The sequence below is a fragment of the Pseudomonas sp. lyk4-TYG-107 genome, from assembly GCF_030209055.1.
GTDB classification, from domain to species: Bacteria; Pseudomonadota; Gammaproteobacteria; order Pseudomonadales; family Pseudomonadaceae; genus Aquipseudomonas; species Aquipseudomonas putida_A.
Genome location: NZ_JARVST010000027.1, coordinates 126,904 through 142,628 on the forward strand (window position 1 = coordinate 126,904; position 15,725 = coordinate 142,628).

A 15,725-nucleotide genomic window follows, 5' to 3' on the forward strand; every position below is an offset into this window, starting at 1 on the left:
GTCTCATCACAGGGAAGCTGCCATGGCCTATCGCTCGAAAGTCGCGCTGGTGTATCTGTTCGGGTTCGCCCTCGACCTGCTGAACATGTTCGCCGCGAGCATCGCCTACCCGGACATCGCCCGGGAATTACAGGCCTCGGTGACGCAACTGGCGTGGATCACCAACGCCTACATGCTCGGGCTGACACTGATCATTCCGCTGAGCGTGTGGCTGGCGGCGCGGCTGGGCGAACGGCGGCTGATTCTGGGCTCGTTGCTGCTGTTCGGTATCGCTTCCGGTCTGGTGGCCCAGGCCGGGTCGATTGAGAGCCTGATTGTCTGGCGCCTGCTGCAAGGCCTCGGTGGCGGGTTGTTGCTGCCGATCGGTCAGGCCTTGGCTTATCGGCAGTATCCCGCGACACAACGCGCGCACCTGACCGGCGTGGTGCTGATGGTCGCGCTGATGGTGCCAGCCCTGTCGCCAGCGGCGGGCGGCCTGATCGTCGAGGCGTTGTCGTGGCGCTGGATTTTCTACCTGAACATGCCGCTGGCGCTGCTCGCTTTCGGCCTGGGTCTGCTGTGGTTGCAAGCGGATCAACCCGGCACGGAACGCCCGACACTGGATCTGCGCGGCCTGCTGCTGGCGGTGGCAGCCCTGACACTGTTGTTGATTGCCGTGAGCCTGGCGAGCGCCGCCGCTACCCGACACCTCGCCGGCGGAGTTCTGCTGCTCGGCGTCCTGACCTTATGGCTGTACCTGCGTGATGGCTGGCACAAACCCGACGCGGTGCTCGACCTGCAACTGCTCAAGAGTCCGTCACTGCGTTTGGCAATGCTGATCTACCTGTTCGTGCCCGGGGTGTTTACCGGCACCAACATGATTGCCGTGTTGTACCTGCACGACCTCGGCTTCGGCGCCGCGCAGACCGGTGCGCTGATGCTGTCCTGGGCGGCCGCATCGGGGGTGGCGATCATGCTCGGCAAACGCAGTTTCAACCGCATTGGCCCCAAACCGCTGCTGATCACCGGGATGCTTTTGCAGTGCCTGGGGATTGTCCTGCTGATGCGCATCGAACAACACGCCGCCACGCCGCTGATCATTGCCTATGCCTTGATGGGACTGGGCGGCAGCCTGTGCAGCGTCACCGCGCAGAGCCTGGCATTTGTCGGCATCGCGCCGGAAAAAATGGGCCATTCCAGCGCTCTGTGGAACATCAATCGCCAGCTCGGTTTCTGTCTTGGCGCCGCGCTGCTCAGTTCGCTGTTGGGTGCACTGGGCGGCAACGGATTCAAATACTGCTTTGTCGCGGCGGCCTTGCTCACCTTGTTGCCCATGATCGCCGTGCTGCGTTTCGACGCCTCCACAGTGCTCGCCCTGCTGAGCCCACCTCCCCTTCAGGAAAAATCCACATGACTGACTACAACGAATATTTTGATGAAGTGATCCAGGCCCACCTGGTGATCGAACGCTGGTTTGCCGTGGAGCAGGATTCAGCCGAAATGGAGCGCTTGCTGAGCCGATTCTCGGCGGATTTTTCCATGGTCACGCCGCTGGGCGTGGCGCTGGATATCGAAGCCTTGCGTGCGCTGTTTCACGCGGCGGGCGGGAACAAGCCCGGGTTCAGGATCGAGCTCAGTGAGCTGCGCGGGATTGCGCTGCATGCGCATGGCGGGACGCTGAGTTATCGCGAGCAGCAGAGCGATGCGAGCGGGTTGCGCACCGATCGCCGCTCGACGGTGGTGTTTGAAAAGACCGAGGCCGGGCGGGTGCTGTGGCGGCATTTGCAGGAGACGTTTTGCGCTGAATGATTACTCGGTTTTGGTCTGAAAGACCGGGTTGTTCTCTTCGCGAGCAGGCTCGCTCCCACACTGGATCTGTGGCACATCGAAGATCCCTTGTGGGAGCGAGCCTGCTCGCGAATGGCCGCGACGCGGCCTGTCAGTTATCCACAGGCTCTTGCTTCACCACCACCGTGCAAGTAATCCCCGCCGCCAACAACACCCCCTCCGGCACTTCGTCGATGTGAATGCGCACCGGCACCCGCTGCGCCAGACGCACCCAGTTGAACGTCGGGTTCACATCGGCGATCAGCTCGCGGCTTTCCGGGTTGTCGCGGTCGTAGATGCCGCGGGAAATGCTCTCCACGTGGCCCTTCAACACTTCGCCGCTCATCAGTTGCATGTCAGCCTTGTCGCCTACGCGCACGTGCGGCAGTTTGGTCTCTTCAAAGAAGCCGTAGACCCAGAACGAGTTCATGTCGACCACGGCCATTTTCGCTTCGCCGATGCGCGCGTAGTCACCGCGATGCACGTTGAGGTTGGTCACGTAGCCGTCCACCGCCGCGCGCACTTCAGTGCGTTTGAGGTTGAGTTCGGCGGCTTCCAGTTGCGCTTGTGCGTGTTGGTAATCGGCGAGCGCGGCGTCGGCGATGTTGCTGGCGTCGTCGCGGTTTTCCTTGGAGATCACCAGGTTGTCGAGGTCGGCACGACGATGCGCGTTGACCTTGCGCATCTCCCAGGTCGACTTGCGCGAAGCGGCCAGCGACTGCGCCTGCTTGACCGCGATGCGGTAGTGCTCGGGATCGATCTGCATCAGCAAATCGCCCTTCTTCACCAATTGGTTGTCGCGCACCGGTACGTCGACCACTTCCCCGGTGACGTCGGCGGCGACGTTGATGATGTCCGCCCGCACCCGGCCGTCGCGGGTCCACGGGGTGTTCATGTAGTGCTCCCACAGGGTCCGGCCGATCCACAGTGCCAGGGCCAGCACCAGCAGGGTCGCAAGCAGGCTGAAAAACTTTTTCATCAGAACGTTCTCAACGGTAGACAGTCAGCGCCATGGCGCCGAACAGACAGGTAAACAGACTCAGACGCAGCAGCGCCGGGTGCCAGAAAAAGCGGTACAGGTCGAACCCCGAGAGGAACCGGTCCAAGGCCCAGGCCAGCGCCGCAGCGACAAAAAACATCAGGGTCATGGTCGGCATGTACACGCCGTGGAAGGCGATTTCACGAGGCATGGGCAAGTCCTTCGGGCTTGGCGACGGCATAGGCAGCGAGTGGTGATTGCGGGTCGAGCAACGAGGTGCGGATGAAGTGCAGATAGCTCTTCACCCGGCGTAACGCGGACGTGTCGAAGTGCGGCGCAAACGGCTCGTCGGTCGCGGCGACCCGACTGATCGCGTGATCGACCGCCACCAGTGCGCGCTCCAGATTGCTCGGGTTCGGTTGCAGAAACAGTCGCACCAGCGCCCGGCCCATGACGCGGATCGCCTGACGCCACGGCTGCGATTCGGCATACGCCGGATGCACCGGGAGGATCGCCTGTTCCTTGCGCAACTCGATGATCGCGTGGCCGACTTCGAGTACCACGAACATCCAGCGCAGCAGGTTCTTCTGCACCGTCGGCTGACCTGCCGCCAGGCCATAAGCCTGGTGCAGCAGGTCACGGGTACGACTCTCGAAACTCGATGCCAGGCCCTTGAGCTTGCCGCTGATCGCATAGACCACTTGCTCGCGCAGATCCTGCTCCAGGCGCTTCCACAACCAGCGGCTGTTCGGCGGCAGAATGATCGCGCCGGCAGCGGCACACACCAGCATGCCCATTACCATGGCGATGTAGTCGTTGATGAAGGTGTAAGGGTTGTAAATGGTCAGGTTGTCCGGCACCGAACCGGTGCTGAAGAAGATCAACAGACCGAGACCGACCCCGGCATATTTCGGCCGCGAAGCGAGGAATGAGCCGAGCACAATCACTGGCGCGAGCATCACGCACAACAAGGGAAAACCGTCGATCCACGGGAAGATGAAAAACATCTCGACGAAGCCGATCACCGCTCCGAGGAAAGTCCCGCAGGCCATCTGGAACGCCATGCGTTTCGGGTTCGGCGTGGCGGCAGACAGGCCCACGGTCGCGGCGGCAATCAGGGTCATGGTCGCACCACTCGGCCACGCCGTGGCGACCCAATAGCTGCCCAGTACAATCAGGATGAACGAGGCGCGAATCCCCGAAGCCGCGGCGGCCCACCAGTTGGTTTGCGGGGTGAACGGCTCGTCCCAGCGCTCACGCTCGTGGCGGTGATCGGCCAGCGAGGCGTGGGTCTGTGCATAACTGTGCAGGTCGTCGACGAAGCGATAGAGCAGTTCGTATGCAGTGTGGAAATCCAGTTGTTCGGCTTCACTCGGACCGGTTTCCTGGAAAATCCCGCGCAAGGTTCGCACGCGCGTCGGCAGGCCTTCCTTGTACGTGGCCAATGCCGTCGCCAAACGTGCGGCGTCCGGGCTGGTCAAGGCGCGGCCACTGAAGCCGTCGAGTACTTCCGCCAGATCCTGCAGGCCCGGCCTGATCGCGGCCACCACGTGTTCTTCGTCATTCACGCGCAGGCGTTCGAGCAACTGATGCAGCGCGTTGAAGCGCGTGGTAATGCCCATGAACTCGCTGTTCAAACGGCTGAGGCGACCGTTGCGCCGACGCATGTGCGGGTCTTCGAATACGGTGACGCTGCGCAGCCCTTCCAGGCCCACGGCTTCGGCGATAAAACGCACGTTGCTCGCTTCGAACGATTCGGCTTTGTTACGCCCGCGCAAGCCATCGGTGACGAACAACGCGAACACGCCGAAGCGCTGATACAGCGCGTTGCGCATCGCCGCGCTGGCTGTTTGCGGCAGGATCGCGGCGCTGACCACCGTCGAGCAGAGAATCCCCAGCGAGATCTCCAGCACCCGCCACACGGCGGCCATGAACGCACCGTCCGGATGCGCCAGCGCCGGCAATCCGACCATCGCGGCGGTGTAGCCGGCGAGGACAAAACCGTAGGCGCGGAAGTTACGGCAACGCGCCGCACCGGCCGAGCAGATGCCGACCCAAATCGCCAGCGAACCGAGGAACAACTCAGTGTTTTGCGCGAACAGCGCGATCAGCGTGACCATCATCGCCGACCCGGCCAGGGTGCCAAGGAAACGATAGAAACTCTTGGCGAACACCTGGCCGCTCTGCGGCTGCATGACGATGAACACGGTGATCATCGCCGTGCGCGGTTGCGGCAACTCCAGGCGCATCGCCAGCCACAGCGTGAGGAACGCGGCGAGCAATACCTTGAAGATATACACCCAGGTCACGCCATCGCTGCGCGCCCAGTCAAACAAACCCCGACGCCATTCCAGGGAGTAGAGCCAGCGTAAAGGTGCGGGCAAGGGAGTCATTCAAATGTGCTCAATGAGATTCGGTCTGATCGCAGAACCTGTGGGAGCGAGCCTGCTCGCGAATGCGTTTTCAAATTCAACATTGATGTCGATAGACAAACCGCTTTCGCGAGCAGGCTCGCTCCCACATTGGGTTGTGTGTTCACCGCAGGAGGGTCGGGGTTTTCGGGGCCTGGGTTTGCTCGGCAGTGGGCACATCATTGCCAGCCCCGAGGCCGCCACCCAGCGCCGTCACCAACTCGGCATGCGCACTCAAGCGCGCCGCCTGCACCTGCTGCTGCACTTGCTGCTGCTTGAACAGCAAGGTCTGCGCATTCAGCACGTTGAGGTAATCGGTGAGGCCACGCTGATAAGCGATCATCGCGATGTCGTAGGTCTTCTGCGCAGTAGCCACCGACTCGGCGGCGAAGGCTTGCTGCTTGTCCATCGACTCGCGGCGGATCAACTGGTCGGAGATGTTCTTCAGCGCATTGACCAGCGTCTGGTTGTAATGCGCAACGGCGATGTCATACCCGGCGGAGGCTTCACCCAATTCGCTGCGTAAACGCCCACCGTCGAAGATCGGCAGCGAGATTGCCGGGCCGACGTTGTAATTGAGTTTCTTGCCAGTCAAAAACTCCAGCGCTCCGCCGCCGGTGGCCATGTAGCCGAGGCTGCCGACCAGATCGACGTTGGGATAAAACCCGGCATGCGCGACATCGATGCCGCGTGCCTGCGCCGCCACTTGCCAGCGACTGGCGACCACGTCCGGGCGCTGACCGAGCAATTCGGCGGGCAATGCCGACGGCAGTTTCAACGCAGCACCCAGCGCCAGAGTCGGCCGCTGCAACTGCGCGCCGTCGCCCGGGCCATTGCCCGCCAGCGCGGCGATCTGGTTACGGCTCAGGGCGATTTCTTCGTCCAGCGCATCCAGTTGCCGATGGGTCTCCGGCAACGGCGTTTCGGCCTGACTGACTTCAAAGTGCGTGCCGATACCGCCGTCGAGACGCTTCTGCGCCAGATCGAGAATCTGCTGTTGCTGCTTGAGCGTCGCGGCGACGATGTCGCGCTGGGCGTAATGCAGCGACAGATCGATGTAGGCGCGCACGATATTGTTCTGCAATTCCAGCTGCGCCAGCCGCGCTTCGGCGGCGCTCATGTGCGCCAGATCCACCGCGCGTTCGCTGGCATTGCTTTCCCGGCCCCAGAGGTCGAGGGCGTAGCTGAAACCCAGCGCGGCGTTGTTGTCCCAGGTGGTGGTGTTGGCCAGCTCGCCCGGGCCGTAGAACTGGTCGGTCGGCCAGTTGTGGCGCTTGAGCGTCGACTCGCCATTGATCTGCAACGACTCGGCGGCCTCGGCGACACCGGCCAGCGCCCTGGCCTGACGCACTCGTGCAGCGGCCATGGCCATGCTCGGACTGCCCTGCACGGCGAGGTCGATCCAGTGATTGAGTTGCGGGTCGCCGTAGGCTTGCCACCATTGTGCGGTGGGCCAGTGTGCGTCACGGGCGGCGTGGGCGATGGCGTCGTCAGTGGCCAGTGCGTCGGCTTCCAATGCCGTGCTATGCGGGGCAATTCCTTGCGTTGAGATGCAGCCGCTGAGACCCAGGGTAAAAGCCAGAACACTGAGCGGCAAAAGCGCTCTGATGATGCGACGCGGCACAGCTGCGAATTCCTGAAAGAGGATAAGGCGGGGATTTGTGCAGGGGCTGCCGCAGGCGGCGATCAGTTGATCCTGATCCCTTAAAACAAGATCAAAAGATCGCAGCCTTCGGCAGCTCCTACAGGGAACGGCGCAATTCTAGGTGGGCGCCTTGGTGGCGATAAGCTGGGATTCCTGTGAATCTTTGTTACCGTTAACGAGATAATCCGTTGGTCGGGGGTCTCAGCCCCTGAAACTTCGTGTCACAATTTGCCATCTCCCTTGAGAGCACCCCATGGACACATTGCAAAACATGCGCGCCTTCAGTTGTGTGGCCGAAGCCGGCAGCTTCACCGCCGCTGCCGTGCAACTCGACACCACCACGGCCAACGTCTCGCGCGCGGTCTCCAACCTGGAAGCCCACCTGCAAACCCGCCTGCTCAATCGCACGACCCGGCGCATCGCCCTGACCGAGGCCGGCAAGCGCTACCTGCTGCGCTGCGAACAGATCCTGGCCTATGTCGAAGAAGCCGAAGCCGAGGCCAGCCAGGCCCACGCGCGCCCCGCCGGCCAGTTGAAAGTGCACACCATGACCGGCATCGGCCAGCACTTCGTGATCGACGCCATCGCCCGCTACCGCAAGACCCACCCGGACGTGACCTTCGACCTGACCATGGCCAACCGCGTGCCGGACCTGCTCGACGAGGGCTACGACGTGTCCATCGTGCTCGCCAGCGAACTGCCGGACTCGGGCTTCGTCTCGCAACGCCTGGGCATCACCTACAGCATCGTCTGCGCCTCCCCGGCCTACGTGAAAGCCAACGGCTGCGCACAAAAGCCCGCAGACCTGCTGAACCACGCCTGCCTGCGCCTCGTCAGCCCGGTGATCCCCCTGGAAAAATGGGCCTTCAACGGCCCGGACGGCCAGGAAATGGTCACCATCAACAGCTCGCCGTTCCTGGTGAACTCCGCCGACGCGATGAAAGCCGCGATCATCAGCGGCATGGGCGTCGGCGTCCTGCCGGTCTACGCCGCCATCGAAGGCCTGCGCAACGGCACGCTGGTGCGGATGATGCCCAACTACCGCTCGCAGGAACTCAACCTGTACGCGATCTACCCGTCGCGGCAATACCTGGATGCGAAGATCAAGACTTGGGTCGAGTATTTGCGCGGGTCACTGCCGGAGATATTGGCGGCGCATCAGGCGGAACTGGCGGCGTATGAGTTGAGTGGGAGCCTCGCCGGAGCCCGCGTCGCCAACTGATTTTCAACACACGGTGTTCACTGTAGGAGCTGCCGCAGGCTGCGATCTTTTGCCCTTGATGTTTAAAAATCAAAAGATCGCAGCCTACGGCAGCTCCTACAAAAGCGGTGATTTGAAGGGAGTTTTCCGACAGGTTTTGACGGTTGTGGCTCGGAAGTGGGGTGGATAGGCTCAGGGGGTCGTTGACGAATCAACGACCGGACTTGGTCGTCCGGGTTTAGAATGGCGCACTTTTTAAGCTTGCTTAATGGCGAGCTGTGCGTGGGAGGGCCTTGGCCCTGCCGGGTTTCCATTCCCTGGTCGACCAACCTGCGTACGGTTCGCCACCCTATTGCTTGGTCGCAGTACGTGGCGAACTCCACATCCCGAATGGAGTTCCACCATGATCAAACCCACACCCAATCCGCCCCAAGCCGAAAGCACCTCCCCCTACGAATCCCTCGATTCAAAAAAGCTCCACGACGCCGCCGAGCGTGCACTCGACCATTACCTGAAACCTTCCGCCGCCGCTGTGAGATTCCACAAACCCAGCAGCATGTTCCAGGTCGCCCCCGACATGGACAACGAAAGCCTGCTGGTTCACGCCTGCGAATCACTGGCCTCGGCCAGCATCATGACCAGCGACATTGCGGCCTATGTCGAAAGCCCGCAGCGACAGACGATACTGGCGATCCAGCAGATCATCATGCTGGCCGAGCTGGCGGTGAATCGGGTGCTGGATAACCACGAAATCTCGCAGTCTCCAACACACAACTAATCCCCCTGTGGGAGCGAGCCTGCTCGCGAAAGCGTCAGCCCATTCAATATTTTTGGTGCCTGACACACCGCTTTCGCGAGCAGGCTCGCTCCCACAGTTGGAATGGGTGTGTTCAGTTGGAGACTGGTCGGCGCGTAGGCCGCCTTCGCGAGCAGGCTCACTCCTACAGAAAAGCAAAGCAGTCCAGACAGACCGCATGCTTTTCACCACTCAAATGGCCGAGTGTCAGCTCGCCGAAAGCTCTTGATCTTGCCGTGCCGGCCCCATCGGCAGGCTGAGTGGAGGGGTTTATCCGGGGGGAGGCGCGCAGCGCCATGCGGCGAAGCCGCATACATCGAGAGAAGGTGCAGCGAAGCAAACCGGAGGCGATGCCCCCGGATGAACCCCGCAACGAAGGAACCCGAGCCACGGCGAGGGCCGTACGCCGGGGCCAAGACCTTTGGTTACTTTGGGGCGTTTGCCAAAGTGACTCGCCGTAAGGGCGAAACCGCCAGCAGCAGCACCCGAAGCAACGGATATGTCCCCCATCAACCCAAAGCATGGTCGGCCCAGAGGCCGCCAAGACAACCCAAAACAGAAATGTTAGCTTGCTTGGCAATAAAGCCCAGAAGCCGAGCCCATAGCGATGAAAAAAACAGTCCTGGCCTTCAGCCGCATCACCCCACCCATGATCGAACAGCTGCAACAAGAGTTCGACGTCATCGTCCCCAACCCGAAGAACGGCGACATCAACGCCCAATTCAACGAAGCCCTCCCCCACGCCCACGGCCTGATCGGCGTCGGCCGCAAACTCGGCAAGGCCCAACTCGAAACAGCCACAAAACTCGAAGTAGTCTCCAGCGTCTCCGTCGGCTACGACAACTACGACCTCGACTACTTCAATGAACGCGGGATCATGCTCACCAACACCCCGGACGTGCTCACCGAAAGCACCGCCGACCTCGCCTTCGCCCTGATCATGAGCAGCGCCCGCCGCGTCGCCGAACTCGACGCCTGGACCAAGGCCGGCCAATGGCAGGCCAGCGTCGGCGCACCGTTGTTCGGCTGTGACGTCCACGGCAAGACCCTGGGCATCGTCGGCATGGGCAACATCGGCGCTGCCATCGCCCGCCGTGGCCACTTCGGCTTCAACATGCCGATTATCTACAGCGGCAACAGCCGCAAGCCCGAACTGGAACAGCAACTCGGCGCGCAATTCCGCAGCCTTGACCAACTGCTGGCCGAAGCCGACTTCGTCTGCCTGGTGGTGCCGCTCAGCGACAAAACCCGCCACCTGATCAGCCATCGCGAATTGGCGTTGATGAAGCCGGGGGCGATTTTGGTCAACATCTCCCGTGGCCCGGTGGTCGACGAGCCGGCGCTGATCGAAGCCCTGCAAAACAATCGCATCCGTGGCGCAGGACTGGACGTCTACGAGAAAGAACCGCTGGCCGAGTCGCCGCTGTTCCAGTTGAAAAATGCTGTGACATTGCCGCACATCGGCTCCGCCACGAATGAAACGCGCGAAGCCATGGCCGATCGTGCACTGGCCAATCTGCGCAGCGCGCTGCTCGGCGAACGCCCGCAGGACCTGGTCAATCCGCAAGTCTGGCGCGGATAAAAAAATGACGGGCAAGTGCAGAACCACACTTGCCCGTTAGTTGCCGCCCTACACAACTTGAAATTGAACAACAAAGCCAACTTAACAACAGCATTATAAGCTCTGCCTGGCAATCGAATGATCGACCACTGCTATGGAGAGCTAATCCCGTGAACAACCTGACAACCGATAAAGTTATTCGCTACAGCAAAGTTATATTGATGGCTTACATCAGCTTCTTTGGTGTATTGGTGATGATTCACAACTTTACCGACTATGACTCGAACTACACGTACGTGGCTCATATCCTGAGCATGGACACTACCACCGCCAATGAGTCCATAAAGTACCGAGCCATCGATTCACCGATGATTCATCACCGGATCTACTGGTTCATCATCACGCTGGAAGTGACGTATACGACGTTATGCCTGATAGGCACCTATCAACTCTATCGGCACATCAATGCGCCTGCAGAGGTATTCCACGAGGCAAAAAAGTTCTCGATCATGGGCATACTGACGGCAATTTTCATTTATTACGTGTGCCTGCAAACCGTGGGTGTGGAATGGTTTGACATGGACACCTCACAATCATGGAATGCCAAGGACTGGGCCCGGCATATCATTGACTTCATATTCCCGGTGATGATTTACATCACCTTGAAAGTCGAGCGCTGATGTTCAGTGATCGTTTGTTTCATACCAACTTCCCCTGCACCGGCGCCACCAGCGTTTTCGGCTTACGAAACACCAAGACATTACCCAGCATCACCAACACCAGCCCGAGCAACGCCGGTGCCGTCCACTGATAACCTTCAGCAAACGCTGACACGTTCAGTGCCACCACCGGGAACAGCACGGTGCAATACGCCGCACGTTCCGGCCCCATACGCCCGACCAGCGTCAGGTACGCGGTGAAGCCGATCACCGAACCGGGGATCACCAGATACAGTAACGCCCCGACGTAACGTGGCGACCACTCCATGTCGAACGCATTGCCATTGACCAGACACCACACCGACAACATCGCCGCCCCGTAGGCCATGCCCCAGGCATTGGTGGTCAAGGGTTTCAAGCCTGCCTTCTGCTGCAGACTCGACAACATATTGCCCGCCGAAAAACACAAGGTGCCACACAGCGCCAGGCCAAGACCAAGCAACGTTTCGGGGCTGGCGTGATGGCCGGCCAGTTCCGGCCAGAACAGCATTCCCAGACCGAACAGGCCGAGCGCCCCGCCCATCAAAACATTGCGCGCGATGCGCTGACCGAAGAATACGCGTGCATTGAGCGCATTCCACAAAGTGGCCGTGGAAAACACCACCGCCACCAGCCCGCTGGGAATCCACTGGCTGGCGGTCAGAAAGCACATGAAGTTGACGCAGAACAGGCACAGCCCCTGCGCCACACAGATCAGATGTCCGCGCCGATTCATCGGTTGCAGCCGCCGACTGAGCAGCAACAGCACGAACAGCACCAGCGCGGCGAGACCGAAGCGATAAACGATCGACACCGGAATCGCCACCACGCCCAGTTGCCATTTCAGGGCAATCCAGGTGGTGCCCCAGATCAGCACGGTCAGCAGATACAGCGAAAGGTTCATGACGAAACTCCTGAGAACACCGGGCACTCTGTGGCAAGCGAGCTTGCTCGCGCTTGAGTGCGCAGCACTCACTGATGGGTCCGCTGCGCAGCCCGGCGGGAGCAAGCGCCCTCGCCACAGGGTTGTGTTGTATGGAGGTTCAGGGTGCGACAGCAACGATCGGGGCGCTTGCAGATTCTTGCGCTTTTGTCGCTCGACAGGCTGGCAGCGCGAAAGCTACGGAGTAGGATGCAAGGCGTTGGAGAGAACCGAATATGGCCGCTATCGATACCTTGCAAGTCTTCCAAGCCCTCAACCGCTCGCCGAATGCACGCCTGTTGCACAGCGCCGATCTCGGTGACGGCTTGTCTGCGGCCCTGTGGACCAACCACCACGATGCCCAGGAATACGAAACGCCGAGCCACCACACGCTTTCCTGCTACATCGCCGGGGGCACGGGCACCTTTCGCCGTGGCCAACCGGGGCGCAAGGGCGGACCGGACAAGTTGTGCATCCTGCCCGCCGATCACCAATCGGGCTGGGTGATCAACGGCGATCTGCGTCTCGCTCATCTGTATTTCAGCGCCGAACAATTTGCCTTGGGTTGCGTCACGCTGCTGGATCGCGAGCCGCGAGAGATGCAGTTGCGCGAGCAGACCTTTCTGGAAGATCCGCAGCAGGCCCGACGCTTTCGTCAGTTACTGACACTGAATTGGGACGAACCGGCCGAACGCCTGCTGACCAGCAGCATTGCGCATGAATTGATCAGCCATACCCTGCTCAGCCAGGTCGGCGCCCGGCAGGGTGTGCGCCTCAAGGGCGGACTGGCGCCGCATCAGCGGCGGCAACTGGTCGAGTTCATCGACAATCAGTTGGCCGAGCCGATCAGCCTCGGGCAACTGGCCGGATTGTGTGCGCTGTCGGAATACCACTTTGCGCGGATGTTTCGCGTGAGCTTCGGCCTGCCGCCGCATCAGTACGTGCTGGCGCGGCGCTTGAACCGGGCGCGGGAATTGTTGCGTGGCACGGCGTTGCCGCTGGGGGAGATTGCATTGGCGTGCGGGTTTGCCAGTGCCAGTCATTTCACCAACCGGTTTCGGCAAGTATTGGGTGGGACGCCGGGGGATTATCGACAGGCGTTTTTGCGTTAGATCCGAACTTTTCAGGTGTCTATCAGGGCCTTATCGCTGGCAAGCCAGCTCCCACAATGTCTCCGGCCGTTCAAGATATTTGTGCCCGACCGAGAACCTGTGGGAGCTGGCTTGCCAGCGATGAACGATGACGCGGTCCTGAATCAGAACTCCAGCGTACTGGAGAGCGAAATCTGCCGCGAATCGCCCATCGACACAAAGAACCGGCTCGCCGCCGAGGTGTAGTAGGTGCGGTCGAACAGGTTCTTCACGTTGAGCTGGAACTTGACCTTCTGCCCTTCGAGTCTGGTGTCGTAAGTGGCAAACGCATCGGCCACGGTGTAGCTCGGCAGGTCGAAATCATTCACCGCATTGCCCGCGCGTTCGCCGACATACCGCGCCCCGGCACCGACCCGCAGTTGGTCGCCACCAATCACGCTGCCGAAGTCATACACCGCCGACAATGAACCGCTGTTCTTCGCCACGTTTTGCAAGCGATTGCCTTTGTAGTCCGGGTCTTCGGTGACCTCGGCATCGGTGTAGGCATAGGCGCCGATCAGGCTCCAGCGATCGGTCAACTGCCCAGTCAGATCCAGTTCCAGACCACGGGAACGCACTTCGCCTGCGGCGCTGTAAATGGTGGTCGGGCCTTCAGAATTGGAGACCAGCACGTTGCGCTTCTTGATGTCGAACAGTGCGATATTGCCTGTGATGCGCCCCGGCATATCCAGACGCGCACCCAGTTCCCACGACTTGGCCTCTTCCGGCGCAATGCTGCCGTCGAGCACGGTGCTGCTGCCGCTGAGCGGGGCGATGGTCGAGTTGGGTTTGAACGATTCGGTGTAGCTGCCGTAGAACGATAATTCGTCGGTGTAGCGATACACCAGACCGGCGCGCGGTACGAATTTCTGCCCGTTGCTGTCGGTGTTGGCCTTGAACGGCACGCCTTTGCCGGCGTACTGGTCGTACTCCTGGAAGCGTCCGCCGGCGACCAGAATCCACTGGTCGTTGAGGTGTATCGAGTCCTGCAGAAACACCGAATCGCTGCGCAGCAGATCGGTCTGCGCGCTGTCAGCCGGGCTGACCGTGGTGCCTTCGACTTCACGGCCATACACCGGATTGACATAGCTGAAGGTGCTCAGGCTTTTCTGGCGGATCAGGTCAGCGCGGTAGATCTTGCGGTACTCATCGTCAACGCCGAACACCAGATCATGTTGCATGCCCAGCAGGTTGACTTTGCCTTCGAGGCTGGCAGTGTTGAAACGGTCAGTGCTGATCGCGCCTTGCGTGCCGTCCATGCTGCGGGTCAGCGTGCCTTTTTTGGTGTCGATGGCGGTCACGCGTACCTGGCTGGCGTCGTAGGTTTCGCGGTTCCAGCTGTAGCCAAAATGGGCTTTCCAGTCGTCGTTGAGTTCGTGGTCGGCTTCGAAGTGGTACAGGTCGGAACGGCCTTCCATGTCGTTGAACGGCTCGTCCAGACGCTCGTTGCGCGAGATGTCCAGCGGATGGTTGGTGCGTGGATCGATCACCGTGCCACGGTCGAACGGGGTGAGAAACTCGCGGTGTTCATAGCCGAACGACAGCTTGGTGCGCTCGCCGAACCAGGCCAGCGACGGTGCGATCAGCGTCTCGCGGTGAGTGCCGTAGTTGCGCCAGTAATCTTCGTCTTCGTGATCCAGTACCAGCCGGTAGGCCAGCCCGGATTCACCCAGCGCACCAGTGCTGTCGAAGGTGCCGCCGCTGCCATTTTTGCCGTCGCCGTAGGTGGAACCGCGCAGGGTCAGGGCGTTGTATTGAGTCAGTTCCGGCTTCTTGCTGACCAGGTTGACCACGCCGCCCGGATCCTGAATGCCGTAGAGCAACGAGGCCGGGCCCTTGAGCACTTCGACCCGATCGACCGTCGCGTTCATGCCACGGCCCTGCACGATCGGCATGCCGTCGCGCATGATCGAGCCATTGCGGTTGTCGCCGAAACCGCGGGTCATCACCGAGTCTTGCGTGCTGCCCAAGGTGTTGCCCTGGGTGATGCCGCTGACGTTGGCCAACGCATCGTCGAGATTGCGCGGGGCCTGATCACGAATGACCTGGGCCGGGATCACGTTGACGGTCTGCGGGATTTCCTGCAGCGAAGCCGAGGAGCGCATCACCGAACTGGTCTGCGGCGGCTGATAGCTCATCGACTCGTCACGCATCGACGTGATGGTGGTCGCGCCAAGATTGAGTGCGCCTGCGGTGGGTTGCGGTTCCAGCGCCAGGGTGTGGCTGTCGGTACGGCGAAAGGTCATGCCGGAACCACTGAGCAGGCGTTGCAGCGCCTGTTCGGCGCTCATCTGGCCGCTGACGGCCGGGGCGTTGAGGCCGTACGGCGCTTCATCGGTGTAGACCACGCTTTGCCCGGTGACGCGGCTGAAGTCGCTCAGAGCCTGGGGCAGTGGTTTGGCGCTCAGGGAGAAACTGAACTGTTTCTGTGTCGGGCTGCTGACGGTTTCAGCGGCCAGCGCCACACTCAGCGGCAACAGCGCCAATGCCGAAAAACTCAATGCCGAAACACCCAACCACTGTTTGACCGAACCCGATTTTGCCCTGGACTTCATTGCTCAATGACCTGTGTAGAA

Annotated in this window: 13 protein-coding genes; 7 read left to right on the plus strand and 6 right to left on the minus strand. The window is 61.0% G+C overall.

What is annotated here, in order from left to right:
- The first annotated feature begins 22 nt into the window (after positions 1 to 22).
- Complete coding sequence (locus tag QRN61_RS22005) at positions 23 to 1,393, plus strand: MFS transporter (RefSeq protein ID WP_285375470.1); 1,371 nt, start codon at positions 23 to 25, stop codon at positions 1,391 to 1,393.
- Positions 1,390 to 1,788 (plus strand): hypothetical protein, encoded by a 399-nt coding sequence (locus QRN61_RS22010; protein WP_027610913.1) that lies wholly within the window; start codon positions 1,390 to 1,392, stop codon positions 1,786 to 1,788. Before QRN61_RS22005 ends, QRN61_RS22010 begins: the two co-directional genes overlap by 4 nt.
- Positions 1,789 to 1,918: 130 nt before the next feature.
- On the opposite strand, the gene QRN61_RS22015 is transcribed toward QRN61_RS22010, so the two are convergent.
- The 4 genes from QRN61_RS22015 to QRN61_RS22030 all read right to left on the minus strand — a co-directional run bounded on the left by QRN61_RS22015 (position 1,919) and on the right by QRN61_RS22030 (position 6,820).
- Positions 1,919 to 2,785, minus strand: coding sequence for an efflux RND transporter periplasmic adaptor subunit (locus QRN61_RS22015; RefSeq protein ID WP_285375472.1), 867 nt, complete (start codon positions 2,783 to 2,785; stop codon positions 1,919 to 1,921).
- A gap of 10 nt (positions 2,786 to 2,795) precedes the next feature.
- A complete protein-coding gene (locus tag QRN61_RS22020; protein ID WP_003221811.1) occupies positions 2,796 to 2,996 on the minus strand; it encodes a DUF1656 domain-containing protein in 201 nt (66 codons plus the stop codon).
- Positions 2,986 to 5,178, minus strand: a complete 2,193-nt coding sequence (locus tag QRN61_RS22025) for an FUSC family protein (protein WP_285375474.1) — start codon at positions 5,176 to 5,178, stop codon at positions 2,986 to 2,988. Before QRN61_RS22025 ends, QRN61_RS22020 begins: the two co-directional genes overlap by 11 nt.
- A gap of 142 nt (positions 5,179 to 5,320) precedes the next feature.
- The gene (locus tag QRN61_RS22030; protein WP_285375477.1) at positions 5,321 to 6,820 is read right to left on the minus strand and encodes an efflux transporter outer membrane subunit; all 1,500 of its coding nucleotides are present in this window, start codon (positions 6,818 to 6,820) and stop codon (positions 5,321 to 5,323) included.
- A 274-nt stretch (positions 6,821 to 7,094) separates the two neighbouring features.
- Here QRN61_RS22030 and QRN61_RS22035 point away from each other — a divergent pair, with 274 nt between their 5' ends.
- The 4 genes from QRN61_RS22035 to QRN61_RS22055 all read left to right on the plus strand — a co-directional run bounded on the left by QRN61_RS22035 (position 7,095) and on the right by QRN61_RS22055 (position 11,079).
- The gene (locus tag QRN61_RS22035; protein ID WP_027610909.1) at positions 7,095 to 8,063 is read left to right on the plus strand and encodes a LysR family transcriptional regulator; all 969 of its coding nucleotides are present in this window, start codon (positions 7,095 to 7,097) and stop codon (positions 8,061 to 8,063) included.
- 382 nt (positions 8,064 to 8,445) lie between these two features.
- Positions 8,446 to 8,820: a DUF6124 family protein gene (locus QRN61_RS22040; RefSeq protein WP_285375480.1), complete on the plus strand. Its 375-nt coding sequence runs from the start codon at positions 8,446 to 8,448 to the stop codon at positions 8,818 to 8,820.
- A 625-nt stretch (positions 8,821 to 9,445) separates the two neighbouring features.
- Positions 9,446 to 10,420 (plus strand): 2-hydroxyacid dehydrogenase, encoded by a 975-nt coding sequence (locus tag QRN61_RS22050; RefSeq protein WP_285375482.1) that lies wholly within the window; start codon positions 9,446 to 9,448, stop codon positions 10,418 to 10,420.
- A gap of 149 nt (positions 10,421 to 10,569) precedes the next feature.
- Complete coding sequence (locus QRN61_RS22055) at positions 10,570 to 11,079, plus strand: DUF2165 family protein (protein WP_103369613.1); 510 nt, start codon at positions 10,570 to 10,572, stop codon at positions 11,077 to 11,079.
- 19 nt (positions 11,080 to 11,098) lie between these two features.
- Here QRN61_RS22055 and QRN61_RS22060 read toward each other — a convergent pair whose 3' ends face one another.
- On the minus strand, positions 11,099 to 12,001 hold the full coding sequence (locus tag QRN61_RS22060; protein ID WP_285375483.1) for a DMT family transporter: 903 nt from the start codon (positions 11,999 to 12,001) through the stop codon (positions 11,099 to 11,101).
- Positions 12,002 to 12,255: 254 nt separating this feature from the next.
- Here QRN61_RS22060 and QRN61_RS22065 point away from each other — a divergent pair, with 254 nt between their 5' ends.
- Positions 12,256 to 13,131, plus strand: a complete 876-nt coding sequence (locus QRN61_RS22065) for a helix-turn-helix domain-containing protein (protein ID WP_097090427.1) — start codon at positions 12,256 to 12,258, stop codon at positions 13,129 to 13,131.
- 143 nt (positions 13,132 to 13,274) lie between these two features.
- Here QRN61_RS22065 and QRN61_RS22070 read toward each other — a convergent pair whose 3' ends face one another.
- Positions 13,275 to 15,704, minus strand: a complete 2,430-nt coding sequence (locus QRN61_RS22070) for a TonB-dependent siderophore receptor (protein ID WP_285375486.1) — start codon at positions 15,702 to 15,704, stop codon at positions 13,275 to 13,277.
- Positions 15,705 to 15,725: the final 21 nt, after the last annotated feature.